This is a genomic window from Clostridium intestinale (assembly GCF_035905475.1).
In the GTDB taxonomy this organism is placed as follows: domain Bacteria; phylum Bacillota; class Clostridia; order Clostridiales; family Clostridiaceae; genus Clostridium_T; species Clostridium_T intestinale.
The window spans coordinates 635663-660254 of record NZ_CP121166.1; the positions used below are offsets into that span (position 1 = coordinate 635663).

31 protein-coding genes are annotated in these 24592 nt (G+C 30.1%); 28 read left to right on the forward strand and 3 right to left on the reverse strand.

Going from position 1 to position 24592, the window contains the following annotated elements:
- Positions 1-6: 6 nt before the first annotated feature.
- From P8F83_RS03120 to fmt, 7 genes are all read left to right on the forward strand, one after another.
- A complete protein-coding gene (locus tag P8F83_RS03120) occupies positions 7-789 on the forward strand; it encodes a hypothetical protein (protein ID WP_326513413.1) in 783 nt (260 codons plus the stop codon).
- 62 nt (positions 790-851) lie between these two features.
- Positions 852-1532 carry a response regulator transcription factor gene (locus P8F83_RS03125; RefSeq protein ID WP_326513414.1) on the forward strand — a complete coding sequence of 227 codons (681 nt, stop codon included), beginning with the start codon at positions 852-854 and terminating at the stop codon, positions 1530-1532.
- A 2-nt stretch (positions 1533-1534) separates the two neighbouring features.
- A complete protein-coding gene (locus tag P8F83_RS03130) occupies positions 1535-2983 on the forward strand; it encodes a HAMP domain-containing sensor histidine kinase (protein ID WP_326513415.1) in 1449 nt (482 codons plus the stop codon).
- 38 nt (positions 2984-3021) lie between these two features.
- Positions 3022-3390, forward strand: coding sequence for a prenylated flavin chaperone LpdD (gene lpdD, locus P8F83_RS03135; protein WP_326513416.1), 369 nt, complete (start codon positions 3022-3024; stop codon positions 3388-3390).
- Between the two features lie 11 nt (positions 3391-3401).
- On the forward strand, positions 3402-3977 hold the full coding sequence (locus tag P8F83_RS03140; protein ID WP_326513417.1) for a UbiX family flavin prenyltransferase: 576 nt from the start codon (positions 3402-3404) through the stop codon (positions 3975-3977).
- Positions 3962-4390: a pyridoxamine 5'-phosphate oxidase family protein gene (locus P8F83_RS03145; RefSeq protein WP_326513418.1), complete on the forward strand. Its 429-nt coding sequence runs from the start codon at positions 3962-3964 to the stop codon at positions 4388-4390. Before P8F83_RS03140 ends, P8F83_RS03145 begins: the two co-directional genes overlap by 16 nt.
- A gap of 227 nt (positions 4391-4617) precedes the next feature.
- Complete coding sequence (fmt, locus tag P8F83_RS03150; protein WP_326513419.1) at positions 4618-5571, forward strand: methionyl-tRNA formyltransferase; 954 nt, start codon at positions 4618-4620, stop codon at positions 5569-5571.
- A 177-nt stretch (positions 5572-5748) separates the two neighbouring features.
- On the opposite strand, the gene P8F83_RS03155 is transcribed toward fmt, so the two are convergent.
- Complete coding sequence (locus tag P8F83_RS03155) at positions 5749-6615, reverse strand: LysR family transcriptional regulator (RefSeq protein WP_326513420.1); 867 nt, start codon at positions 6613-6615, stop codon at positions 5749-5751.
- Positions 6616-6817: 202 nt separating this feature from the next.
- Here P8F83_RS03155 and P8F83_RS03160 point away from each other — a divergent pair, with 202 nt between their 5' ends.
- From P8F83_RS03160 to P8F83_RS03170, 3 genes are read left to right on the forward strand one after another with little or no spacing between them, the layout of a single operon-like run.
- Positions 6818-8563 carry an ABC transporter ATP-binding protein gene (locus P8F83_RS03160; RefSeq protein WP_326513421.1) on the forward strand — a complete coding sequence of 582 codons (1746 nt, stop codon included), beginning with the start codon at positions 6818-6820 and terminating at the stop codon, positions 8561-8563.
- 4 nt (positions 8564-8567) lie between these two features.
- A complete protein-coding gene (locus P8F83_RS03165; RefSeq protein WP_326513422.1) occupies positions 8568-10331 on the forward strand; it encodes an ABC transporter ATP-binding protein in 1764 nt (587 codons plus the stop codon).
- Positions 10332-10357: 26 nt separating this feature from the next.
- Positions 10358-11167, forward strand: coding sequence for an undecaprenyl-diphosphate phosphatase (locus tag P8F83_RS03170; RefSeq protein WP_326513423.1), 810 nt, complete (start codon positions 10358-10360; stop codon positions 11165-11167).
- Between the two features lie 65 nt (positions 11168-11232).
- Here P8F83_RS03170 and P8F83_RS03175 read toward each other — a convergent pair whose 3' ends face one another.
- Both P8F83_RS03175 and P8F83_RS03180 read right to left on the reverse strand, forming a co-directional pair.
- Positions 11233-11721 carry a NisI/SpaI family lantibiotic immunity lipoprotein gene (locus P8F83_RS03175; protein WP_326513424.1) on the reverse strand — a complete coding sequence of 163 codons (489 nt, stop codon included), beginning with the start codon at positions 11719-11721 and terminating at the stop codon, positions 11233-11235.
- A gap of 116 nt (positions 11722-11837) precedes the next feature.
- Positions 11838-12566, reverse strand: coding sequence for a hypothetical protein (locus P8F83_RS03180; protein WP_326513425.1), 729 nt, complete (start codon positions 12564-12566; stop codon positions 11838-11840).
- 185 nt (positions 12567-12751) lie between these two features.
- On the opposite strand from P8F83_RS03180, the gene P8F83_RS03185 reads away from it, so the two are divergent.
- The 18 genes from P8F83_RS03185 to P8F83_RS03270 all read left to right on the forward strand — a co-directional run bounded on the left by P8F83_RS03185 (position 12752) and on the right by P8F83_RS03270 (position 24592).
- Entirely contained in the window at positions 12752-13525 is a 774-nt protein-coding gene (locus P8F83_RS03185) for an alpha/beta fold hydrolase (RefSeq protein ID WP_326513426.1), read from the forward strand.
- Between the two features lies 1 nt (position 13526).
- The gene (locus P8F83_RS03190) at positions 13527-13994 is read left to right on the forward strand and encodes a pyridoxamine 5'-phosphate oxidase family protein (protein WP_326513427.1); all 468 of its coding nucleotides are present in this window, start codon (positions 13527-13529) and stop codon (positions 13992-13994) included.
- 17 nt (positions 13995-14011) lie between these two features.
- A complete protein-coding gene (locus P8F83_RS03195) occupies positions 14012-14488 on the forward strand; it encodes a GNAT family N-acetyltransferase (RefSeq protein ID WP_326513428.1) in 477 nt (158 codons plus the stop codon).
- A gap of 67 nt (positions 14489-14555) precedes the next feature.
- On the forward strand, positions 14556-15026 hold the full coding sequence (locus P8F83_RS03200) for a DUF2691 family protein (protein ID WP_326513429.1): 471 nt from the start codon (positions 14556-14558) through the stop codon (positions 15024-15026).
- 42 nt (positions 15027-15068) lie between these two features.
- Positions 15069-15656 carry a GNAT family N-acetyltransferase gene (locus P8F83_RS03205; RefSeq protein ID WP_326513430.1) on the forward strand — a complete coding sequence of 196 codons (588 nt, stop codon included), beginning with the start codon at positions 15069-15071 and terminating at the stop codon, positions 15654-15656.
- A 71-nt stretch (positions 15657-15727) separates the two neighbouring features.
- A complete protein-coding gene (locus P8F83_RS03210) occupies positions 15728-15988 on the forward strand; it encodes a hypothetical protein (protein ID WP_326513431.1) in 261 nt (86 codons plus the stop codon).
- 19 nt (positions 15989-16007) lie between these two features.
- Positions 16008-16262, forward strand: a complete 255-nt coding sequence (locus P8F83_RS03215; protein ID WP_326513432.1) for a hypothetical protein — start codon at positions 16008-16010, stop codon at positions 16260-16262.
- A gap of 20 nt (positions 16263-16282) precedes the next feature.
- A complete protein-coding gene (locus P8F83_RS03220; protein ID WP_326513433.1) occupies positions 16283-17086 on the forward strand; it encodes a hypothetical protein in 804 nt (267 codons plus the stop codon).
- Positions 17087-17143: 57 nt separating this feature from the next.
- Positions 17144-17542: a cytidine/deoxycytidylate deaminase family protein gene (locus tag P8F83_RS03225; protein WP_326513434.1), complete on the forward strand. Its 399-nt coding sequence runs from the start codon at positions 17144-17146 to the stop codon at positions 17540-17542.
- Between the two features lie 5 nt (positions 17543-17547).
- The gene (locus P8F83_RS03230) at positions 17548-18114 is read left to right on the forward strand and encodes a GrpB family protein (protein ID WP_326513435.1); all 567 of its coding nucleotides are present in this window, start codon (positions 17548-17550) and stop codon (positions 18112-18114) included.
- A 20-nt stretch (positions 18115-18134) separates the two neighbouring features.
- Entirely contained in the window at positions 18135-18743 is a 609-nt protein-coding gene (locus P8F83_RS03235) for a histidine phosphatase family protein (protein WP_326513436.1), read from the forward strand.
- 238 nt (positions 18744-18981) lie between these two features.
- Positions 18982-19464, forward strand: a complete 483-nt coding sequence (locus tag P8F83_RS03240) for a GNAT family N-acetyltransferase (RefSeq protein ID WP_326513437.1) — start codon at positions 18982-18984, stop codon at positions 19462-19464.
- A 229-nt stretch (positions 19465-19693) separates the two neighbouring features.
- Positions 19694-20053, forward strand: a complete 360-nt coding sequence (locus tag P8F83_RS03245) for a helix-turn-helix domain-containing protein (RefSeq protein WP_326513438.1) — start codon at positions 19694-19696, stop codon at positions 20051-20053.
- 46 nt (positions 20054-20099) lie between these two features.
- Complete coding sequence (locus tag P8F83_RS03250; protein ID WP_326513439.1) at positions 20100-21353, forward strand: erythromycin esterase family protein; 1254 nt, start codon at positions 20100-20102, stop codon at positions 21351-21353.
- An 84-nt stretch (positions 21354-21437) separates the two neighbouring features.
- A complete protein-coding gene (locus P8F83_RS03255; protein ID WP_326513440.1) occupies positions 21438-22400 on the forward strand; it encodes a helix-turn-helix transcriptional regulator in 963 nt (320 codons plus the stop codon).
- A gap of 100 nt (positions 22401-22500) precedes the next feature.
- Positions 22501-23127, forward strand: coding sequence for a type 1 glutamine amidotransferase family protein (locus tag P8F83_RS03260; protein WP_326513441.1), 627 nt, complete (start codon positions 22501-22503; stop codon positions 23125-23127).
- 168 nt (positions 23128-23295) lie between these two features.
- Positions 23296-23916, forward strand: a complete 621-nt coding sequence (locus P8F83_RS03265) for a hypothetical protein (RefSeq protein ID WP_326513442.1) — start codon at positions 23296-23298, stop codon at positions 23914-23916.
- Between the two features lie 172 nt (positions 23917-24088).
- Complete coding sequence (locus P8F83_RS03270) at positions 24089-24592, forward strand: GNAT family N-acetyltransferase (protein WP_326513443.1); 504 nt, start codon at positions 24089-24091, stop codon at positions 24590-24592.

The following is a 24592-nucleotide window of genomic DNA, read 5'->3' on the forward strand; positions in this document are numbered from 1 at the left end:
GAAGTTATGAGAATATTTGAAGTATATAAAATGGAAATGTATAAGATGTTTAAGAGAAAAAACAGTTTGATTTTAGTTATTCCTTCTTTGTTAGCTCTTCTTATAACACTTGGCTATAAAAATGGGGCAGTTAAGATAACAAGTGAAGAAGCTTTAGTAACTGCATATTCATGTTTAGACTTTTTTGGAGTGATTTGGAGTTTCTTATCTGGCCTTGGTATTATAGGAATCCTTATTATCTTGTTATCATCATTTCAGTTTTCAGGAGAGGTTCATGAAGGACAGATTAAGATGATGGCTTTAAGAGTTGGAAAAAGAGAAAAAATCATTTTTGGAAAACTACTTTCAATGATTACTATGATAGTTATATCAATAGGTTTGCTTTTCATAGTTTCAACAGCTGGTTATTATATGTTTATATCAAGTTCTGACTTAGGCACAGGAACTTTTCTTGGGACAATGTCAGAAAAAGCTTTGATATTTTCTCTTTTAAGCACAGTTATAACATCTATATTTTTAGTTACTATAACCTATGTAATAGGAGTGAATATGAGCATGTTTATGACTTTTATCATTACCTTAGTAGTTATGTATGTAGGTAAATATCTTTCTGGATTAGAAAATTTAAAGTTCATGAAATACACTTCATTTTTCAGTGAAAGGCTTGATTTCTTGTTTAATGACTTTACTAATACCTTATTTATTAAAGGATTTTTAGGTTCATTTTTGCTGATAGCTTGTGTAGTCTTTTTAGGAATAATGAGATTTAAAAAAGTTGATATAAGATGATTTAATAGCTGTACAATGATATCATATTAATAGGTTAGATTTGACAAGAGGTGATAAATTTGATGTACAGTGTATTACTTGCAGATGATGAAAAAGAGATAATGGACTTCTTAAGTTTATATCTAGAAAAGGATGGCTTTAAGGTTTATACATCTAAAGATGGACATGAGGCATGGGAAACTCTTGAAAAAGAAAAGATAGATTTAGCAATCATTGATATAATGATGCCTCGCATAAATGGATATGAGTTAATCAAGAAAATAAGAAATAAAAGCAATATGCCTATAATGATATTATCAGCTAAAGGAGAAAGTTCAGATAAAGTGTTGGGCCTTGGAATAGGTGCAGATGATTATATAACTAAGCCTTTTGACCCTCTAGAAGTAGTAGCTAGAGTGCAAGCTAATATAAGAAGATATTATAATTTAGGCTCTGGAGAAACTAATAGAAATTTAAATGTCAGAGATTTAACTCTTGATACTTCACAGTGTCTTTTATTAAAAAAAGGTAGGAAGATTGAACTAACTTCTATAGAGTTTAAAATACTAAAACTATTTATGGAAAGCCCAGGCAGAGTTTTCACTAAAAAGCAGATATATGAAGCTGCTTGGGAGGATTCCTACATTGTAGATGATAACAACATCATGGTTTATATAAGCAAAATAAGAGAAAAACTTGGAGAAAGAGAGGGAGAAGCATATATTAAAACTATAAGAGGTTTGGGGTATAAGATGCTTCCTTAAGTATGAAAAAGAAAACCATAAGTCAGTTTGTAATTAAAAAATACTTTATATTCTCCTTTAGGCTCTTATTAGGAGTTTTGATATTATATGCTCTTATAAGTCTAATTAGTAAAAACTCTATAGATAATCTTTTAAATGGAATTAGTGCAGAAAAGTTAGTGAAAGTAGACTATGAAAATATTGATACCAGTTCATTAGAAAACTTAGATGGATGGATAGAAATATTAGATGATAATAATGATGTGATATACAGAAAAGGAAAGGTGCAAGAAGAGGTACATCACTACGCTCAAGGAGAGTTATTAAAATTATCATCCATAAACAGGATAACAGAAAATCAGCCCTACAAAATAGCTGGGGTAATTGAAATAGGTATTAAAAAAGATAAACAGGAATATTATGCTTCTGCAGCTGTATTTGAAAAGGTTGGAAAAGATTATACTTGTCTTGTTAAAATTCCAGTTGAAAAGCTAAGAATAAAGTATACAATCATGAACCCAGGAGGGGAAACAAAATATGATATACTAAAATTAACTTTGCTATTTCTCTTTGGGGTAGCTGTTGTGTTTTTGATGGGCCTAATTAGTTACAGCAAAAGCATACAAAAACATGTAGCAAAACCTAACAAGGACCTAGTTGATGGGCTTGAGAAAATAACATCAGGAGACTATTCAAATAGATTAACCCTTAATGGTGAATATGAGTATAAAGAAATTGAAGAAGCCTTTAATTTCATGGTTTATGAATTAGAAAAAGTAAAGAAAGAAAGAGAAAACCTTGAAAAAGAAAGACAACAACTATTTAGCAGCATAGCTCATGATCTAAGAACCCCTATAACAACAATTAAAGGTTATACTAGGGCTCTTCTTGATAATTTGATAGACAGTCATGAAAAACAAGAGGAATATCTAAACACTATTTTTAGAAAAGCTGATAACATGAGTGAACTTATAGATTTACTTATGGTTTATACTAAGATGTCCAATGAAGAATATAAGTTAAACTTAGAAAAAGTAGACTTTAAAGAATTTATATTGGAAATAGCTGCTGAATATTTTAATGAGTTTGAGAAAAGTAAAATGTACCTTGATATAATAACAGATGAAAATGATATAACATGTGTAATTGATAAGCTTGAAATGAGAAGAGTTTTAGTAAACTTATTAATAAATGTTATAAAGCATAACAAGGAAGGTACATCAGTTAAGATAGTTATAAAACAAGAAAATAAGAAAACTATTTTTGAGGTTCATGATAATGGTGGGCCCATCAAACATGAAATAATTGATAAGATATTTGATCCCTTTGTATCTGGTGATGAATCAAGAACAAGTAAAAATGGAAATGGGCTTGGACTTAGTATATGTAAGAAGATAGTAGAGAAACATGGAGGGGCCATCAAGTTAATTATGATAGATGATAATTGGAAGTGTTTTAAGGTTGAGATTTAAATGTAACAAAGTGAACTAGGAAAGGATGAACTTATTATATGAAAGAATTAAACATTGAAAAAGGAAGGGTAAAACTAAATCTAAAAGCCGTAGAAATAGGAGAAGATTTATGTATAATCATATCAGGTGGTGATAGACCCCACATTGGTTGTGTAACCTTAAGTGTACCAAGAAAAAGTTTAGAAGATGAAAATGTAATAAGTTCAACAACTTCAGTGCTTAATATGACAGGTCATAAGGATGATGAAGCTGCAAGATATGTGGCTCATGAACTTTGTTCAAAACTTAATAAAAACATAGTTATAACCTGTGGAATTCACATTGATAACATTACAAAAGAAGAGATACATGTTACTATAGATTTATTGAAAGAACTAACAAAACAATTGATAAAAATGATTCAGTAAGGATGAAAAGTATGGATAAAAAAAAGAAAAGATTAGTAGTAGGAATGAGTGGAGCAAGTGGCGCAATACTTGGCATAGAACTTTTAAAGATTTTAAAAGAAAATCCAGAATGGGAAACCCATCTTGTTATATCAAGAGGAGCAGAAGAAACCATATTACAAGAAACTACATATAAGTTAGAAGAAGTAGGGGTACTTGCAGACAAGGTATATTCAAATAAAGATATTGGAGCAAGCATAGCAAGCGGGACTTTTAAAACAGAAGGAATGATAGTTATTCCATGCAGTATGAAAACTGTTGCTGGAATTGCATCGGGCTATTCAGATAACCTTTTACTTAGAGCTGCTGATGTAGTTATTAAAGAAAAGAGAAAACTTATATTAGCAGCTAGAGAAACTCCACTTAGCACAATACATCTAAGAAACATGCTCACATTGTCAGAACTTGGTGCCCACATAATACCACCAATGGTTAGTTATTATAATAAACCAGCTAACATAGAAGATCTGAACAAACATATTGTGTCTAAGATTTTAGATAAATTTGATATTGAGGTTGAGGGGTTTAGGAGATGGGGAGAAGAATAGTGGTAGAAAGAGAAATGTATGAAAAAGCAGTTAACTTGTTAAACAAAAGTAATACACTTGCATTATCAATGGTAGACGAAGATGGTTATCCTAAAATTTACCCAATGGAGAAGGTAGTTTCAGTAAACTTAGATAAGGTTATTTTTATTACTAAGAAAGACTCCAATAAAGTAAAACTACTAAATATAAGTAATAAATGTTGTATAGAAGTTCATACAGAAGATGATATGGTTTTACTTAAGGGAAATATGGAGATTCATGAAAGTGAGTATATAAAGAAAAAAAGTCTACCTAATGATTATATAAAAAGATTGGAACGTAGTGGAAGTGAAAGGTATTGTGTGTTAATTTTTAAAACTTTTCAGGTTGATTTATATATAGACGGGGATAGGTGTACTTCTGTTATAGAATAGACACAAAACGTTAGTAATGAGAAGTCTGATGAAATCAAGAGTAAATAGCTATACTCAAGGTATTAAAGAGAATATGTACTGGATACCTATCAATAATTTAAGTGATTATAGTGAATACCCTACGTTTTTAAAGAGAAATTAAATAATCTTAAAAATGAGATAGAACATATAGTTACATACGAATAACTACATAATATATTTTGTAGTATCAAAGGGAGGTATCAATAATGAAAATAGTTTTTATGGGAACTCCTGATTTTGCAGTTCCTTCATTGAAGAAGATGATAGAAAAATATAATGTAAGTGCAATTGTAACACAACCTGATAAACCAAGTGGAAGAGGAAAAAAGGTAGCAATTTCACCAATTAAAGAGGTGGGACTATCGAATGGAATTCCAATTTTTCAGCCAGAAAAAATAAGAACAGACTCTGTAATCATTGATAAATTAAAAGAAATAAAACCTGATTTTATTATTGTTGTAGCATATGGTCAAATCATAACTCAGCAGATACTTGATATACCAAGACTTGGATGTATTAACCTACATGCATCTCTCCTCCCAATGTATAGGGGGTCATCACCAATAAATTGGAGTTTGATAAATGGGGAAATAAGAACTGGAAATACAACTATACTAATGGATACCGGTATAGATACGGGAGATATGCTTGTGAGAAGTGAGGTTGACATATCTGAATCTATGACAGCAGGAGAATTGTACGAATTATTGAAAATAAATGGTGCTGAACTGTTAGGGGAAACAATTAATGGAATCATCACAGGTAAAATTTGTGGGATAAAACAACAGCGTGATGGAGGCTCTTATGTACAGATGTTAAACAAGCAAATGGCAAAGATTAATTGGAATGACAGTAGTATTAACATACATAATTTAATAAGGGGATTGAGTTCTTGGCCATATAAAAATATAAACTCATGGCCAACTGCCTATACTTATTATAAAGATATTCCAATTAAAATATTTAAATCTAAATCAGTAGAGTCAAGTATTACTAAACCACCTGGTTATATCATAGATGCAAATAATGAAGGAATTACAGTCTCCACCAATAACGGTATTCTGATTATAGAAATATTACAGCTTCCAGGAGGGAAACCTCTTGAGGTAAAAGAATTTTTAAAAGGAAATAAAATAGAAAAAGGAATTGTATTATCATAATCATAATTAATTATGATTATTGATTCGTAATTTTCTCATATTAAGAATTATAGGTGGGTAATCCCACCTATTTTTTTGCTATATTTAATCCTACATTAAAACTTTCACCAAGAATATAAACTTCATATATACAATTTATATGAAAATACAATTAGAAATACAATTATCATATATCAATCACTCCTGAAATAATTCAATAAACCTTTCTGCAAGTGGAGATAAGGAGGAGTTTTTTAGCCAAGTAACTGCAATTCTTGTATGCATTTTATCGTGAAGTATATCTTTAACTATAAGTTCTGAACAATCCATAGTTAAAAGAGCTGATCTTGGAACTATTCCTATGCCAAACCCTTCTTTAGCCCAATTTAGTGTAGTTCTTGCGTCATCATTTTTGCAGCAGATAAAGGGTTTTATTTCAAAATCTTTAAAAACATCATAAATAAGTTCCTCAAATCTCCTATAGATTATTAGAGGCTTGTCTTTAAGTTCTTCAATAGTTATAACATTTTGAGCTTCTCCACATATAAATTTCTCCTTCATAACAGCAACCATAGGCTCCAATGAAGCATAACGGCACTCTAGCATGTTATGTTTAAAGGGAGTTCTTATTATTCCAAGCTCAATGATACGCTTTTCTAGCATTTCTATAACAGAAAAAGTATTTCCCTCATAAATTTCAAAGCGGACATCGGGATAATGTTCAGTAAATTCAAGCATATTAAAATTAGGGATTATACCTCCAGAGGAAGATATAGCACCTATAGATAATACACCAGATAACCCTTTTCCACAGTTTTCAACCTCACGTTTAGTTATGGCAGCAATATCAAGTAACTGTTCTGCACGTTTGTAAAGAAGTCTACCAGCATCAGTTAATTCTATGTTTCTAGGACCACGTTTTACTAAAGTTACACCTAGTTCTTGCTCTAAAAGATTTAACTGATAACTTAGTGGAGGCTGAGCTATATGTAGTTTTTTTGCAGCGGCTGTAATCTGTCTTTCTTCAGCAATAGTTAAAAAATATTTTAGTTGTTTTAAATCCATATAATCACCCTAAATTAAGTATACCATATTATTTTTGTATGGTTCATAGCTAAAATAAGTATTTTTTATATATATGAAAAAACTGTATACTATATTTTAGTAGATAAAAATTAAATTTGATTATCCTTAAAAATTAGAATAGAACACTAGCTTTTTTGTAAAAATCTATTTATACATGTTTAATATTATTAGGAGTGGTGAGATGAGGAAATTATTAATTCATTTAAAAGATTATAAAAAAGAATCTATATTAGCACCTTTATTTAAGATGTTAGAAGCTGCTTTTGAATTGTTTATTCCGATTGTAATGAAATCAATCATAGATGTTGGGATTAAAAATGGAGATAAGATGTATATCTTTAAGATGTGCACTATTATGATAGCTCTTGGAATAATAGGTTTGGTTTGTTCAATTACAGCACAATATTATTCAGCCAAAGCTGCAGTTGGTTTTTCAACAATTTTAAGACAAAGATTGTTTGATCATATTCAAGATTTAGGTTTTTCAGAGATGGATAAGTTAGGTACATCAACAATGATTACTAGAATGACAAGTGATATAAACCAGATTCAAGCTGGGGTAAATATGGTACTAAGGTTATTTATGCGTTCACCATTTATAGTTATAGGTGCAATGATAATGGCCTTTACAATTGATGTTCAATCAGCACTAATATTTCTTATATCAATACCTGTTCTTTCAATAATTGTTTTTGGAGTGATGTTTGTAAGTATACCTCTTTATAAAAAGGTTCAGATAGCTCTTGATACTGTATTAAAAAATACAAGAGAAAATCTTATTGGAGCTCGTGTAATACGTGCTTTTCATAAAGAAGAGGAAGAAATAGAAACTTTTAAGAAAAATAATGAGATTTTAAAGAAGTTACAGCTTTTTGTAGGTAGAATTCTTGCCTTCATGAATCCAGTAACCTACATCATTGTAAATGCAGCTATTGTAGGGATTTTATATATAGGAGCGATAAGAGTTAACAGCGGTGCATTAACAACAGGAGCAGTTATAGCACTTGTAAGTTATATGTCTCAAATATTGATTGAGCTTATAAAATTAGCAAATTTAATCATTTCAGTAACTAAAGCCTTTGCATGTGGAAACCGCGTACAGTCAATTTTTGAAATTCATCCTCTGATTAATAAGGAAGATAACAAGGTAATTAATGTAGAAGAAAAAAATACTAAGAGTGCATTTATTGAGTTTAGAAATGTTGCATTAAAATATCATAATGAAGGAGAAAATGCCTTATCTGAAGTTAACCTTAAAGTTGAAAAGGGAGAAACCATTGGAATTATAGGTGGAACTGGTTCAGGTAAATCTTCTTTCGTAAGCTTACTTCCAAGATTTTATGATGCTACTGAAGGGGAACTTCTTATAGATGGAGTAGATGTCAAAGACTATAACATAGAAGACTTAAGAAGAAAAATAGGAATAGTAATGCAAAGAGCTATACTATTTAAAGGTACTATAAAAGAGAATCTTTATTGGGGGAAGAAGAATGCCTCTAGTGAAGATATAGAAGAAGCTTTAGAAATTTCGCAATCAAAAGAGTTTGTATTGAAAAAAGATAAGGGAATAGATAGCTTTATTGAACAAGGTGGAAAAAACTTATCTGGTGGACAAAAGCAAAGACTTACAATAGCTAGAGCATTAGTTAGAAAACCAGAGATTTTAATATTAGATGATAGTGCATCTGCTTTAGATTTTGCAACAGATGCAAAGTTAAGAGCTGCTATAAGAAAGATGAAAAGTAAACCTACAGTGTTTATTGTATCTCAAAGAACTTCTGCCATTGAACATGCAAACAAGATAGTTGTGTTAGATGAAGGAAAAGTTGCAGGAATTGGAACACATCAAGAATTACTAGAAACTTGCCAAGTATATCAAGAAATATATTATTCACAGTATTCTAAAGCAGAAAGTGGAAGAGGGTGAAAAAATGAGTAAGGTAAAACAACTGAAACATCAAAAAGAAACAATGGCGAAGGTATTAATCTATGTTAAGAAATACTGGACATATATAACTTTATCAATAATACTTGCAGCAGCATCAGTAGCCTCAACACTTTATATATTAACCTTAATTGGTGATGGGATTGATTGTATAGTCGGTGTAAATAAAGTTGATACTTACGGACTTATAAAAGTACTTAAAAGCATAGGCTTATATACTGCAATAACGGCTTCATCACAATGGGGTATGAATATATGTAACAATAAAGTTGTTTATAATGTTATAAATGACATAAGAAAAGATGCCTTTGAAAAGATTGAGAGATTGCCTTTAAAGTATATAGACAGCAAGTCTTATGGGGAAATTGTAAGCAGAGTTATAGCTGATGTTGATCAATTTGCTGATGGGCTTTTGATGGGCTTCACTCAGCTTTTTACAGGGGTAATCACTATTTTAGGAACTCTTTTCTTTATGTTTAGAGAAAATGTATCAATAGCCTTTATAGTTGTATGTTTAACTCCAGTCTCTATATTTGTTGCTAGTTATATTGCTAAAAAGACCTATAGCATGTTTAAACTTCAATCAGAAATAAGAGGAGAACAGACTGCTTTTGTTGATGAAATGATAGGAAATCAAAAGGTAGTTCAAGCTTTTAGTTATGAAGAAGAAGCTGCGAAAAACTTTGGAGAAATAAACTCTAGATTAGAAAAGGCATCTTTACATGCTATATTTTACTCATCAATAACCAACCCAGCTACAAGATTTGTAAATGGGTTGGTATATACTGGAGTTGGAATATTTGGAGCAATTTCTGTTATAAATGGGAACTTAACAGTTGGGGTTTTAACTAGCTTTTTAAATTATGCAAATCAATATACAAAACCTTTTAATGAGATATCAGGAGTTGTAACTGAACTTCAAAATGCATTAGCTTGTGCTAAACGTGTATTTGAACTTATAGAAGAAAAAGCAGAAGTTCCTGATGCACCTAATGCAATAGAATTAGGAGAAGTAAAGGGTAATGTTATTTTAAATGATGTTGATTTTTCATATACACAAGATAAAAAATTCATTGAAGATTTAAACATCAAAGTAAAGTCAGGACAAAGAATTGCGATAGTAGGCCCAACAGGATGTGGAAAAACAACTATAATAAATTTGCTAATGCGCTTTTATGAAATAGATAAAGGAAGTATAATGGTAGATGGGTATGATATTCGTGAAATAAGTAGAAAGAGTTTAAGATCTAATTATGGAATGGTTCTTCAAGAAACTTGGCTCAAGTCTGGAAAAATAAGAGAAAACTTAACTATGGGAAAACCAGATGCAACTGAGGAAGAAATAATAAATGCTGCAAAACTTGCTCATGTTCATGGTGTTATCAAAAGAATGCCTCATGGATATGATACTGTAATATCAGATGATGGCGAAAGTTTATCTCAAGGAGAAAAGCAACTACTGTGTATAGCAAGAGTAATGCTTTGTCTACCACCAATATTGATTTTAGATGAAGCCACATCTTCAATAGATACAAGAACAGAAGTCAAGATTCAAAAAGCCTTTGCAACAATGATGAAAGATAGAACTAGTTTCGTAATAGCTCATAGATTGTCTACTATAAAAGATGCGGATATAATACTTGTTATGAAGGATGGAAAACTAATAGAACAAGGAAGTCATGAAAAACTACTTGAAGAAAAAGGATTTTACTACAACCTTTATAACAGCCAGTTTGTTAAACAGGCATAAAATATATTATTATACGGAGGAGTTTCATGGAATTTTTAAAAGCACTGATATTAGGGATAATACAGGGGATTACAGAATGGCTGCCTATTAGCAGTACTGGACACATGATTTTGGTAGATGAAATATTAAAATTAAACGTAAGTTCAAACTTTATGGATTTATTTTTAGTAATAATTCAGTTTGGATCAATATTAGCGGTTATAGTTATTTATTTTAAAGATCTAGTTCCTTTTGAAGTAAAGGGTGGCTTTAAATTAGATATGGAAAAAATAAATATGTGGGTTAAAATCGTCATAGCATCAATCCCAGCAGGAATAGTTGGTGTACTATGGTCAGATGAATTAAATTCTCTTTTCTTTAACAGTAAAGTTGTAGCAATAATGCTTATATTAGTGGGAGTTGCATTTTTAGTAATAGAAAAATGGAACAAGAACAAAAGGCCTAAAGTTAATTCAATTGCAGATATAACATATAAATCTGCTTTTATAATAGGAGTTTTTCAACTGGTAGCAGCAGTTTTCCCAGGAACCTCAAGATCAGGTTCAACTATAATAGGGGCTCTTTTACTTGGAATTGCAAGACCAGTTGCAGCACAATTTACTTTCTTTTTAGCAGTTCCAATAATGGCTGGAGCAAGCCTTTTAAAACTAATCAAGTTTGAAGGAAGTTTTACTAGCACAGAACTTGGAATACTAATAGTAGGAATGGTAAGTGCATTTGTAGTTTCTATAGTATGTATTAAATTCTTAATGAGCTACATTAGAAAACATAACTTCAATGTATTTGGATGGTATAGAATTGCCTTAGGAATATTAGTTTTACTATTATTAAGATAAAATTTGTTAAACAAATGAATTGATTTAATTAACATAAAGAAGGTAGTCTATAATGACTACCTTCTTTATGTTTGCATACTTAAACATCCATAAAAGAAATTTTTAAAGGATTTTATAGAATGGTACTTATTTACTTCAGTTAGTGGTATTGCTTTATGAAAACCATCGTTTACTTTAACAATAAGTTCTTGATTATCAGAATTGCTTTCATAAATATTGAAATACTGAATGACATATGCTGTTTCATCAGGTGAATTATCAATAAAGTTGTTTGTGGATTTAAGTTCTCTTAACTCTAATAGGGAATATTGATCATTTAACAAGGCAACTTTTTGAATATAACCAACCCAATTTCCAAGCATGTCTTTACTAATAAGATCTTCTAAAATTATATAATCTTTAGATTTATAGGAGAATATTCGAGCATCTTTTTCATTAATAATGCAATATTCACGGTTGCTTCTTCTAAAGAACATCTGATTTTCTAAAAAAGAACATTCTGATATGCTTAAAGATATAATTAATAATAAAAATATAGAAAAAAATCTTTTCATTTTAAATTCTCCTATTCACAAAATAGTTAACAACTATAATGCTAACATTCAAATTTAAAGAAATCATAAGGAAAATACAATAGTATACCAAAATTTTAGTATGTAAATTAAGTATATTATTTTTGGTTAAATGTATCTATCAATCTTAGAGAACGCTGTGCTTCAGCTTTAATTATATGATTTTCATTGCTAGCTATAATTTGGTTTAATACATCAATACTAGCCTTTGTTCTAAAAGAAGAGAGACAACATACACACTTCCAAACTATCAAGTTATTATCTGAATACTTGTCTAAGGTGTCAGTGATTGATTTGAAAAAATCATCATTAACGTGGTCAGGGTTATAGAATAATAAAAAGCCAATAGCATCAATAACTTCTGAAATTCTAACCTCATCATTACTATCTAACACATCAAATAATACAGGTGAAATTCCAAAGTTCATTTTTCCTAAACTTCTTGCAATAATATCCCTTGGTAAGGGGTAACTCTTTTTTTGAGAGACCTTTTCTGGTAAACATAGGTGCTGATTTTTTCCTATACAGCCTAAATAAGCAACCATCTGCTCTGCAGTTTTAATATCGCCTTTTTCAAGAGCATTACAAATTTCAATTTTTGTATAAAGAGACTTTTCGATACAAAGTCTATCTAATAACATTTTAACAAAATCTAAATCCTCAGTATGAGGTCTACTCGATAACAAGCTTATAGCAATTGATCTTTCAACAGAAACTTGAGAGTTTATTAGTAGAAGTAGCTCACTATTAGTTAAGTGCTGAAATTTAAGAATATCTTCTTTTAAAATAAAACCTCTTTTACGTAAATCTTCATTACTGCTTTTCATAATCAATCTCCCTCGAATAACGTCAATAACTATTAATAAATTAAATACATTATATACCAAATAGTTTATAAAACAAAATTTAAGAAGTTTAAGTATTGAAAGAATAAATCAAAAACTACATAAAATTGGAAGGTGATGATATAATATACATATGTGTATCAGTAAAGATTTAAGGGGATGTAATAATGAAAGAATTTATTTTAAAAGATAAAAAAACACGTATGAGATATCATGATTTCCCAGGAAAAGAAATGCCTATACTATTTATACATGGACTAGGATGCGCAGGTTCTTTTGATTATCCGGAGGTTGCAGCTCAAGAGGAATTAGCAGGACATAGAAAAATAATCGTTGATTTACTTGGATCAGGATTTAGTGATAAACCAGATGATTTTGAATATAGTGTAAAAGCCCATGCAGAATACCTAAGTGATTTTGTTGAGTTTTTAGGTTTAGAAAGGCTTATTATATTTGCTCATAGTCTTGGAGGTGCTGTTGGAATCACATTAGCTAACTTGTGTAAAGACAAGGTACATAGATTAATTTTATCTGAAGCGAATTTAGATAAAGGTGGCGGATTTACAAGTAAAGCTATAGCTGAGTATGAGATGAATGACTTTATTAAGGAAGGATTTCAAGAAATTATAGCTAGAAGTAAAAAACATTCAAGTGAAATATGGACAGGAAGTTTTTCAGTATGTTTACCTAAAGCTATGTACTTAATATCTAAATCTGCTATCGAGGGAGATACACCTTCATGGAGAGCGCTATTATACTCATTAAATTGTCCAAGAACTTTTATATTTGGTGAAGAGTCTTTACCAGATCCAGATATGCAGGTTTTAGCTGAAGAAGGAATACATATAGAAGTTGTTAAAAATGCTGGACATTCAATGGCTTGGGAGAATCCTAAAGGCTTGGCTGAAGCTATAAGAAATGGAATCTATAGGAGAGAATAAAATGGATAATTATTTTAATGAAGCCATCTCTGTTATGAAGGAGCTGTATGGAAAAGATGTAGCTATGTCTCTTGCTACAGTAAATGGAGATAAGGCAAATGTCAGGGTTATAAATGCTTATTATAAAGATAAAGTTTTTTATATTACAAGCTATGGGTTAAGCAACAAAATGAAAGAGATATCTAAAAATAAAAATGTTGCTTTAAACCATAATTTGTTTGTAGCTCATGGTACAGGAGAAAATATAGGGAATCCATTAGATAAAGGAAATGAGAAACTAAGAGAGGAACTAAAAAAGGTCTTTTTTGTTTTCTATGATAAACATGTAAATGAGAAGGATAAAAACACATGTATCTTAAAGGTTACTTTAAGTGATGCTCTTGTCTTTGCTAATGATTATAAGTACTTCATTGATTTTGAAAATGAGACATCAACAAGAGAGAAGTGTGTAGTTGATATAATATTTTGATGTATGGGGAGAGTATTATGGAATATGATGTAAGAAGATTAGAGTCTTGTGAACTAGAGGATGCTTTTAAATTGGCTTTAAGGACCTTTATGGAATTTGAAGCGCCTGATTATGGATTGGAAGGTGTAAATGCATTTAAAAAAGATGTAATTGAAAATGAAGAGTTTAAAAACGCTTGTAGAAACGGTAATAATCGTATGTGGGGAGCTTTTGATAATGATAAGCTTATTGGAATTTTTATTATGAGAGGAGTTTCGCATATATCTATGGTTTTTACGGATAAAGAGTACCATAGGAAGGGTGTAGCAGCTAGTATATTTAAGCAGCTAGTTAAAGATGTAAAAAAGCAAAACCCAGAGGTTAAAGAGTTAACTGTTAATTCATCACCATATGGCAAGCCATTCTATTATAATATGGGATTTACAGCAACAGATGATGAGCAAACAATAAATGGAATTCGTTTTACTCCTATGGTGTTTAATTTATCAAAATAGATTTTAAATATAATGGGAAGTCAAAAATAAAGATTATAAAAGTTTATTTGAGAAATGAGGAAATCAAATGAAAGATGTTGGAGTAATATTTGAAATTCCAAATGAGTACGGAAAATATTTATCAGAGATATTAGAACCGTTACCAGTAAGTTTGTATGATTGGGTAATAGATAATGATGAAATACACCTAGTAGACAATGATGAATTTTCAAATAAATTTCTATTTAATGAAAATGGTATGATATCAGGAGAAAAACTATATGAAACATCTAAAACTAATACTTACTATATGGTGTTTGTAACCTTAAAAGGATTTTTTAAAGATGGACACATTAAGGATATATCAAATTATGAAGAGTTTTTAAAAAGTGATTGTCAAATCATACTTGGAGTATATGATTGTTCTCAGGTTATGTTTTGGTGTAAAGATTCAAATTTAATATCTAATATGTATGTTTATGCGCAGTCAAAAGGATATGAAAATGTTGGATATATAAATGAAAAAGAGGTGAATGAAGGGAAATATAGTATTGAGTAGTAATTGTTGGAGCAAGAATTAATATAGAATGGAGAAAAAGAGATGATAAATTATATAGAACAAATATCTGATAACAATCTTTCGGATTTTTTTAGTTTATTTAGTAATGACAAATGCGAGAATTGTCAATGTACTTTCTATTTTTCAGCAGATAATATAGATAAGTGGATGAATATGAATGTTGAAGAAGCTAAAGAGTTAAGAAGAAATATTACTAGCAAATGTAATGATGGTTATATTTACTACATTGATAATAAACCAGTTGCATGGTGCCAATGTTTATCACCAAAGGATTCTCCTTATTTGAAAAAGCTGATAGATATTAAAAATGATAAAGACACAAGAGTTATATCATGCTTTTTTATTAAAAAGGAGAATAGAGGAAAAGGAATGATAAAGGACTTATTAAAAAAAGTCATAATACAATGCAAAAAAGAAGGCGTTAAGCTGATATATGGTATACCTGTTTACGATGGATTTCTTAAGAGTATTGATGAAAATTTGATAAATGAAAAGCTGCATACAGGATATAAAAAACTGTTTGATCAATTTAAATTTCATTGTATAGGAAACAATAGTAGATATTATTTCATGGAACTTAATTTAGATAAATCCATTGATATTAATTAAGAAAAAGTAGATATTATTTTTAAATACAATTTCTAAGCATACACATAAGAAATAATAGATGAGGTGTTAAGATGATTGGACAAATTATACGAGTGGTTTCTTATATAATATTAATAATCATTAATATTAGGTTATTTAGAGAGAAGAAAAAAATACATAACGTTATATTTGCCATTTTCTTCATGATTGAAGGGGCAAGAAGAGTTTTTCTGAACCAATATTTATCTGAAACCCTACAAGCAGGTGCAGAAGCTTTTCAACTAACATTGTTGATGGTAGCTTCATTTCTGTTTTTAAGAGATAGAAAGTTAGAAGATAAAGTTAAAGGGTGATTAATAAAGGGGAGTAGTTATGAGAAAAGTATGGAATAACAGAGTAGTTCAAGCTGTAGTGTTTGTGTTAATAGCAGCAACTATTGGAATAATTTATAGCAAAATTAGTTCACTACAATTTGTACTTGAAAATGCAGGTATAATCGAGAGTTCAGTAGCTGAAAGTTTAATTAGTGATGCAAAACTTATAAAGGTTCTAGTCTTGATAATTGGTGGAATAGCAATAGGGTTATATTGCAATTTCACTTATTCAATAAATAGGAACAAACTATAAATTTAACTTGGAGAGTATTTATGAAAAGAAATATTGGATTAATAAAAATTTGGTCATTATTCATAGGGTTTGTTGCACTATTTTTAGTTAATTTCGGTTTAAAAACAAATATTGGATATACATCAATGATGTGGTTAATATTAGATTTTTGTGTACTTATACTATCTATCATAATTTTAATTAAAAATAAATTCCCTAGGAAAAATCAAGTATTAATTTCATTAGTATTTGGATTTTTAATGTTTGTAGCTTATCAAGGTATATCATTTTCATCCATTAAAGGGTTTTTGATTACTTTTTTAACATCTTTAGCTTTGTTCAGTATATTTAACTTATATGAAAAAAACTCTTTAAAACTGCTAAAGGCTAATGATATAAAATCTATATTGATAACTATTGTGATTGGAATTATAGTCGGTGTTGTATTGGGAGGTATTAATCTTTTTATTAGTGGTAAAACTCTTAATTTTAATATTAAGCTTTCGTATTTCTTAGTAGCATTAAGTCCAGGTGTATATGAAGAAATTGCTTTAAGGGCATTTATATATTCATTATGCCTATATATGCTTAAAGGTGAAATCAACACAAGGTTTCAATGGTTTACTTGTTATTTTATGATGACAATTCCTCATGTGATGATTCATACACCCGAGCAGTTTGTTAATCAAGGTGTAATTTCAGGAATCATGGCAATGATTATCTTAACAATTTTGTTTGGATTGCCATTTGCTTTTTTACAAAGAAAAAGAGATATAAGTTCAGCAATGATTGGACATGGGCTTGTTGATGTCATAAGATTTTGCTTTTTAGGATTGCCTTATTAGAATGATTTTATAAACGATTATTTAGCTAGAAATATTTTGACTAAGGAGGAAAAGAAAGTGGGAAATTTAGAAGAAAAAGATTTAGAACTTATTAAAAGAGCCTCAGAGGCAATAAAAAAGAATTATGATAATATAAAGTTTAATCATACAGTAGGTGCAGCTGTTAGATGTAAAAATGGGAATATATACACAGGAGTAAATATCTATTCAATGCATGGGGCCTGTGCAGAGCTAATAGCTATAGGAGCAGCTATAACTAATGGAGAAAGAGAATTTGAATCTATAGTTGCCCTTAGAGGAGAAAATGGTGATGAGATTTTACCTCCATGTGGTAATTGCAGACAAGTTCTTATAGATTATATGCTAAGTTGCAAGGTTATTGTTAGTGATAAAAGTGGACTTAGAAAAGTAGCTGTAACTGAGTTGGTACCATTTGCTTATAATGTGCCAGAGTAGCAAATATGAGTAAAAAATTGTCAGAAATGAGTCTTGAAGAATTGTGGCAGCTATTCCCCATATTTTTAGTAGAACATCAAAACTCTTGGGCGGAGTTTTATGAGGAAGAATTAACTTTTCTTCAAAGTATAATACCCAATAATCTAGTTGAAAAGATTAATCATATTGGAAGTACATCTATAAAAACAATATGGGCGAAACCAATTATTGATATTCTTGTTGAGGTATCACAAGATTGCAATATAAGAGATCTAAAAGAAATACTTATTAATAATGGTTATCTATGTATGTCTGAGGAAGAAAAAAGAATCTCCTTAAATAAAGGTTATACTGATAAGGGATTTCAAGAAAAAGTGTACCATCTACATTTAAGATATTTAGGAGATAATGATGAATTGTATTTTAGAGATTATCTTAATGAAAATCCTGATATAGCAAAGAAATATGAGAAATTGAAGCTTGAGTTATGGAAAAAATTTAAGCATACCCGTGATGATTATACAAATAGTAAAACAGAATTTATTAAGCTTTATACAAATAAGGCTAAAGAAAAGTATAAAAACAGATATTGATAGGGGTGGGGTTATATAAAGTGAAGGTATTTATATCAAGACATGGGGATAAAGAGTTAGGGGAATATTACAATGAAATTTTAAAACATCAGGATGAGCCATTGACTGAAAAGGGAAAGAAAATGGCAAAAAGATTGATAGATTTTTTTGAGCATTTAGAAATAAAAAGAATTATAGTAAGCGAATATATTAGAACAAGCCAAACAGCAAAATATTTAGCAGAGCATAAAGGGATAGCTATTGAAAAAGATAAACGGCTTAATGAAATTGATAATGGTCTAATAGAGTCAATGGATAAAAAAGAAATAATAGAGAGATATCCTGAATTCTGGAGAGATTTCAGTTCTCATAATATGGATGTTAGATTTCCAGATGGTGAAACTGGTGAAGAGGTTATGATAAGGCAGAAAAGTTTATTAGATGAAATTATAAAAAGAGGTGAAGATATTTTTCTTGTATCTCATGAAGGTTACATCAGACTTTTAATATGCCATTTACTCAACGTTCCAGTTTATAAAAGACATGTATTTCAGGTAGATATGTGTGGAATAATGGAAATAGAGTATAATGAAGTCTCTAAGGAATGGAAAATAATCCGTTTTAACTACACTTTAGACATGCCATATTAATAAATAATAAGGAAAATAAGTGAAATTAAGTGATTTTATTAGGTTCATCAAAGGTACATCAGGTTTATAAAGAAATATAATAGGCCCATCAAAAGGTATATCAAAATAAAGAGGTTCATGAAGTATAAGTATAGGACTATGAGTAAATAAGAGAGGCCTATGATGTAACATGATAAAAAAAGAGGTTCATGAAAACTAAGAAAAGAACAAGATACATAAGGTGAAAGGAAGTTTGGGGATGTCAATAGAAATTAAGTTGGGTTATGATAATAGTAAAGAAATTGCGGAGTTATTTTTAGAATATACAGAAATGGTTGTATTTAATGATCCAAGTTTTGAAAAATACTTACAAGTTCAAAATTTTGATTATGAACTTAAACATCTATCTAGCAAATATGGATTACCAGAAGGAAGGTTGTATATAGCCATATTTGAGAATGAAGTAGCTGGATGTATTGCTTTAAAAAAGATAGATAATGAAAAATGTGAGATGAAGAGATTATATGTTAAACCTAAATTTCGTGGTAAAAAGATTGCAAATAAGTTAGTAGAGAAGATTATTGAAGATTCTAAAGAAATAGGATATAAGATTATGCTCTTAGATACTTTTCCTTTTTTAGAAGGTGCAATAAAGTTATATAAGAAATTTGGGTTTTATGAGATAGAATCATATAATAACAGTCCGATGGATGATTGTATTTATATGAGATTAGATTTGTGATTTTAAAATATGTTTAATGGGATACCGTATTATTCAAAAGAATTTACGGTGTTTTTCTTATTCTACATTCCAGATAAATTTAATGATTAAGTAAATAGGCCCATAAAATGTATATAAAAAAAGTGCTATTTTTATGTGTGCAACCGAAGCGCAACCGAAAATATCGTAATGGGTGATGGTGGCAACCACAGGATATTGATAAAATAAACCCAAGAAAGGAGTGGTTAGTATGAAACTTGATTTTTTAGGAGGAGCCATTTTGGGTGGCATACTTCTTATTGGGCTGGCAGTATTAATAACTTTTATCAGTGTAGGTATATTTATTATAAAAGCATTAATTAAATATATCAAAGCAGGAGATGTTAGAAAAGAAAAGTCAAGCATCAAAAAATCTCTTGGTCAAGTTTTAAAACAGCATCGAGAGGAATGTAATATGACCCAAGAGTTTGTTGCAGAGGCAATCGGTGTAAGTAGACAAGCGGTATCTAAATGGGAGAATGGAACATCTGATCCAAGTACATCTAATTTAATTACACTTGCAAAATTATTCAAAATCTCTGCTGAAGAACTATTACACGAGGTGCAATAAACAGGATATAGAAAAATTAATATTAAACATGAAAGGAAATATAGTTATGAAAAAAAGAACAAAACGCTCTAAGATAAGGTCTATAATATTTGGACTACTAGGAGTAATTGTTTTGGTAGCACTTATATTTATGCGTTTCGGTGGCTTTAGTACAGGAAAAAATATAAATCCAGAAGAATTTGCAAAATATGCACAATCAGTTGATAATATCAAAATACCAGAAAATTCAAAAATAATAGCCTTAGGAGAGGCTACACACGGGAATGTAGAATTTCAACAGCTTAAGCTTGATGTATTCAGAAAAATGGTAGAAGATTATGGCGTAAGAGCATTTGCGATTGAGGGAGACTATGGTGGTAGTGAGAAAGTAAATAGCTATATACATGGAGGTGAAGGTACAGCTCAAGAAGCAGTATCAGCTATTGGTTTTGCTATATATCGCACTGAGGAGATGGCTGAACTTATTTCGTATATGCGACAATATAATGACAATGCTGCAGAAGGTGAGGATTTGCGTTTTTACGGTTTTGATATGCAAAGATATGCACACAGCTTTCAATTTTTAATGGAAGCTTGCAAGGAATTTAGTGTAGACACAAAGAACATGGAAAAACTTATGGAGGGTGAAGAATGGAGTAGTGAGTATGACTACCCTGCACGAATGGAAATAATAACTCAGGTTAAATCAGAACTTGAAGGCAAAAAAAATTCTTCAGAGGCAGTACACTTTGCAGATATGTTATTACAATACTGTGAGTTCCAATTGGAATCCAACACAGATGCTGGAACATTAAGAGATAAATTTATGGCTGACAATGTTAAGTGGATATTACAACAAGAGCAACAAATTGGATGCCAGCGTATCTTTATTTCAGGTCATAACGGTCATGTGGCTAAATGGGGTAGCTTTAATTCAATGGGCAAGCTGCTCTCAAATGAAACAGACAATGGTTACTATGTAATAGGTACAGATTTTTATAGAACTCGTTGTAATATGCCAACACGTTCTCCTAAAAAGCGTACTAATCAAGTGTTTTATTCTCATGATCCATTAGCTAAAACAGCAAAGATGGCTGGTCTTGATGTTTGTTGGTTGGACTTTTCACATGTTCCTGAAAATTCCGAGCTATCTCAGTTAATTTCACAATACACCTATATGGGTACTCTTGGAGAAAGCTATTCTTGGTTTATGCGTATTCTTCCTCCAAGTTACAGAATGTTTCAACCTCCTGCTGAACTTTATGATAGTATGATATTTGTAGCAGATGCAAAACCAACTAAAATAATCACAGGAAAATGAGTCACAGTTGATTTGATAATAAGAAATGTTATAAGTTTTTAAAAACAATAAAATTTAATGGTTAAACAGATTAGGGGGAACATTATGCCTAAAAATGATAATATGCTAGCAATTTTATGGATGCTTAATTCAGGTACAAAAATAACTGCAAAGCAAATATCTGAAAGGTTAGAAATAAACATACGATCAGTTTATCGTTATATTGATGCACTATGTGTTAGTGGAGTGCCAATAATATCGGAACCTGGTCATAACGGCGGATATAGTTTGCTTAATGATTTTATCCAAGCACCTCTGTTTTTTGATATTGAAGAGAAAAAATCACTTTTGCATGCTGCTGTTTTTGCAATGGAATCAGGATATCCTTTTACAGAATCACTTAATAATGCAACATCAAAGTTAAAGATGTTTTCGAATCAAAAACAAGAAAAAGTTCTAAGTCGTCATTTAGTTGGGTTTGAAGTAGTAAGTCGTATTTGTGATCCAGCTGTAAAACCTATATTAATGGAACTTGAGAAAGCTGTTGCTAATGAATGCTCTATGGAAATTGAATACCATACAGGATATGAAGGGCATCTTAAAAATAGGGTTATTGACCCCTATGGGTTACTTTACTGGAACAATAAATGGTACGTTGTTGCATTTTGTCATCTTAGAAATGAAATTCGTAACTTTAGAGTAGATAGAATAATGAATATTTTAAACACTAAAAATACATTTAAGCGACCTGAAGCTTTTTCTGCGCGTGAGTTTTTTACAGAAAGCTTATTATCGGATATAGAAATTAAAGCAGGTCTTTGCACTTTAGTGATTGAGGGCAAGACAGAAGCATTAAATGACCTAAGTTCACATTGGTTTTTAGGATATCATCTGATAAAACAAACTGAATGCAGGTTGATTTTTTTGATGGATGAATACTCAATCCATAACTATGTTCCTCATATTATACTTCCATATGGTAAAGCAATAAAGGTGATTGAACCTGATAGTTTTAAAGCTGCTATGGCATCAATTCTTAAAGATTTGCTAGACTACTATCTCCACTGACTAAGTTTGTCAGTAAAGATAATATATAATTTCTTTAGATGGAGATTGAAGCCATCCTCTGATAAATAGTACTAAGAGAATGAAAGTGGAGGAATAGAAAATGAAAAACAAAGTATATCTTTATGTATTTGATACAATGGCAGACTGGGAAGTGGGTTATTTAAGTGCTGAAATTAATTCGGGAAGATACTATAAAAAGGGAGTAACGCCTTTAAAAATAGTAACTGTAGGAATTAACAAAAACCCTATTACTACAATGGGCGGTTTAGAAATATTGCCAGAAATTGAATTTAAGGATTGTAATATTGAAGAGACAGTTGCTTTAATTTTACCTGGTGGTAATACATGGACGGAAGCAATTCATATTCCCATCATAAAAATAGCTGAGGAATGTTTAGAGAAAGGTATTGTTGTAGGGGCAATTTGTGGTGCAACAATTGGACTTGCTATGAAAGGAGTATTGAATAAGAGAACTCATACAAGCAATGACTTAGGATATCTTAAAATGGTCTGTCCAGGCTATTTAGGAGAAGAATATTATAAGCAAGAATGTGCAGTAACTGATGGAAGTTTGATTACCGCCTCTGGAATAGCTCCTCTTGAATTTACTTTGCATATATTGAAAATTCTAGAGGTGTTTTCACCACAAACCTTAGATTCTTGGTACAATCTTTATAAAACTCACGATTCAAAATATTTCTTTGAGTTGATGAGCTCTATTCAATAGTTGGAAAATTAGTAATTAGGTGTAAAAAAGTACAACTTATCTTGAAATTAAGTTTTAAGTAGTTAATTATAATAGCTGAATATGGTATAATTACCATTAACTAAATTACAATTAATAAAATATAATCATTTGATGTGTTTTTTATTTGAGATGGGGATGAGAAGTTAAATGAATAGAAAAAGTATAGCTTATGCAGGTATTAGTTTATGTTCAGTATTTATTTTAGTTACATTCATGTTGATTGTGACAAGTTCAAAAATTTGGTTAACTGCTTTTGAAATTATTACAATGATCTCTGGGATATTTATGTTACTATTAATATTATTTTTACCATCAAGTGAAAATGAAGTAACAAAACCATACAGAATAGTATCGGTAGTTTTTGTAACTGGAAATATGATACTTACAAATGTTACTCATTTTGTAAACCTTGCAGTAACTGAGAAGCTGATAAGATCAGGAATGAATATACCAGACTATTTTCAAATTGGTAAGTGGCCTTCAATAGAAATGGCTATCGATTATTTAGCATGGGGAATGTTTATGGGGTTAGCATTTTTGGCATCATTTATGTTTATACCCAAGGAGAAAGGTTATAAAAAACTAAAGTATACATTACTTATATGTGGAATTCTATGTGTATCAGGATTTCTTGGAGCAATGATTAATGAGAACTTGTGGTATTTAGCCCCAATGGGATACGGAGTTGGAACCATAGTTATTTGTATTGAGTTACTAGTAATTGAAAAAATAAGCAAAGATAGTATCATGAGTATAAAATCAAGTTAATTTAATTAGTCATTTTCTTATAGTTAATCAACTATAAAAATGAATAATAACATCAAACACCACATCATTCAGAAATGAATTTTGGGGTGTTTTTTAGTTCATAATGAAAAATTGGTGCTCTGAAAACTGGATAAAGTGGCATTGGATAAATATGATATAATTGTAAATTATCATGAAGATTAATTTTGCAATAGGGGTGATTAAAGTGAATATAAAAAGAGCGAATTTAGAGGACATTCAGATAGTGAAATATATAGTGCATGCTACAATAAAAGAAGTATATCCACATTATTATCCAAGTGGAGTAGTAAATTTTTTTCTGAACCATCATTCTGAGAATAATATTCAAAAAGCCATTGAAACAGAAATTGTTCTATTACTTAATATAGATGGAACAATCGTAGGTACTGGAAGTGTTCATAAGAATGAAATAAATAGAGTATTTGTATTACCTAAGTTCCAAGGTTTAGGTTATGGCACTAAACTTTTAGAAGAGTTAGAAGATATAATAGAAAAAGATTATTCTAAGATTATTTTAGATTCTTCATTACCAGCTTATAATCTATATCATAAACATGGATATTTACCAGTTAAATATGAAAAAATCATAACATCAAATAAAGATGTACTTTGTTTTCATACTATGGAAAAACTATCAAAAGGTACATCAAAGTAA

Bases quoted from the DNA above. Each gene is read 5' to 3' on its own strand.
- P8F83_RS03120 (WP_326513413.1), top strand. From the start codon at position 7: ATGAGAATATTTGAAGTATATAAAATGGAAATGTATAAGATGTTTAAG.
- P8F83_RS03125 (WP_326513414.1), top strand. From the start codon at position 852: ATGTACAGTGTATTACTTGCAGATGATGAAAAAGAGATAATGGACTTC.
- P8F83_RS03130 (WP_326513415.1), top strand. From the start codon at position 1,535: ATGAAAAAGAAAACCATAAGTCAGTTTGTAATTAAAAAATACTTTATA.
- lpdD (WP_326513416.1), top strand. From the start codon at position 3,022: ATGAAAGAATTAAACATTGAAAAAGGAAGGGTAAAACTAAATCTAAAA.
- P8F83_RS03140 (WP_326513417.1), top strand. From the start codon at position 3,402: ATGGATAAAAAAAAGAAAAGATTAGTAGTAGGAATGAGTGGAGCAAGT.
- P8F83_RS03145 (WP_326513418.1), top strand. From the start codon at position 3,962: ATGGGGAGAAGAATAGTGGTAGAAAGAGAAATGTATGAAAAAGCAGTT.
- fmt (WP_326513419.1), top strand. From the start codon at position 4,618: ATGAAAATAGTTTTTATGGGAACTCCTGATTTTGCAGTTCCTTCATTG.
- P8F83_RS03155 (WP_326513420.1), bottom strand. From the start codon at position 6,615: ATGGATTTAAAACAACTAAAATATTTTTTAACTATTGCTGAAGAAAGA.
- P8F83_RS03160 (WP_326513421.1), top strand. From the start codon at position 6,818: ATGAGGAAATTATTAATTCATTTAAAAGATTATAAAAAAGAATCTATA.
- P8F83_RS03165 (WP_326513422.1), top strand. From the start codon at position 8,568: ATGAGTAAGGTAAAACAACTGAAACATCAAAAAGAAACAATGGCGAAG.
- P8F83_RS03170 (WP_326513423.1), top strand. From the start codon at position 10,358: ATGGAATTTTTAAAAGCACTGATATTAGGGATAATACAGGGGATTACA.
- P8F83_RS03175 (WP_326513424.1), bottom strand. From the start codon at position 11,721: ATGAAAAGATTTTTTTCTATATTTTTATTATTAATTATATCTTTAAGC.
- P8F83_RS03180 (WP_326513425.1), bottom strand. From the start codon at position 12,566: ATGAAAAGCAGTAATGAAGATTTACGTAAAAGAGGTTTTATTTTAAAA.
- P8F83_RS03185 (WP_326513426.1), top strand. From the start codon at position 12,752: ATGAAAGAATTTATTTTAAAAGATAAAAAAACACGTATGAGATATCAT.
- P8F83_RS03190 (WP_326513427.1), top strand. From the start codon at position 13,527: ATGGATAATTATTTTAATGAAGCCATCTCTGTTATGAAGGAGCTGTAT.
- P8F83_RS03195 (WP_326513428.1), top strand. From the start codon at position 14,012: ATGGAATATGATGTAAGAAGATTAGAGTCTTGTGAACTAGAGGATGCT.
- P8F83_RS03200 (WP_326513429.1), top strand. From the start codon at position 14,556: ATGAAAGATGTTGGAGTAATATTTGAAATTCCAAATGAGTACGGAAAA.
- P8F83_RS03205 (WP_326513430.1), top strand. From the start codon at position 15,069: ATGATAAATTATATAGAACAAATATCTGATAACAATCTTTCGGATTTT.
- P8F83_RS03210 (WP_326513431.1), top strand. From the start codon at position 15,728: ATGATTGGACAAATTATACGAGTGGTTTCTTATATAATATTAATAATC.
- P8F83_RS03215 (WP_326513432.1), top strand. From the start codon at position 16,008: ATGAGAAAAGTATGGAATAACAGAGTAGTTCAAGCTGTAGTGTTTGTG.
- P8F83_RS03220 (WP_326513433.1), top strand. From the start codon at position 16,283: ATGAAAAGAAATATTGGATTAATAAAAATTTGGTCATTATTCATAGGG.
- P8F83_RS03230 (WP_326513435.1), top strand. From the start codon at position 17,548: ATGAGTAAAAAATTGTCAGAAATGAGTCTTGAAGAATTGTGGCAGCTA.
- P8F83_RS03240 (WP_326513437.1), top strand. From the start codon at position 18,982: ATGTCAATAGAAATTAAGTTGGGTTATGATAATAGTAAAGAAATTGCG.
- P8F83_RS03245 (WP_326513438.1), top strand. From the start codon at position 19,694: ATGAAACTTGATTTTTTAGGAGGAGCCATTTTGGGTGGCATACTTCTT.
- P8F83_RS03250 (WP_326513439.1), top strand. From the start codon at position 20,100: ATGAAAAAAAGAACAAAACGCTCTAAGATAAGGTCTATAATATTTGGA.
- P8F83_RS03255 (WP_326513440.1), top strand. From the start codon at position 21,438: ATGCCTAAAAATGATAATATGCTAGCAATTTTATGGATGCTTAATTCA.
- P8F83_RS03260 (WP_326513441.1), top strand. From the start codon at position 22,501: ATGAAAAACAAAGTATATCTTTATGTATTTGATACAATGGCAGACTGG.
- P8F83_RS03265 (WP_326513442.1), top strand. From the start codon at position 23,296: ATGAATAGAAAAAGTATAGCTTATGCAGGTATTAGTTTATGTTCAGTA.
- P8F83_RS03270 (WP_326513443.1), top strand. From the start codon at position 24,089: ATGAAGATTAATTTTGCAATAGGGGTGATTAAAGTGAATATAAAAAGA.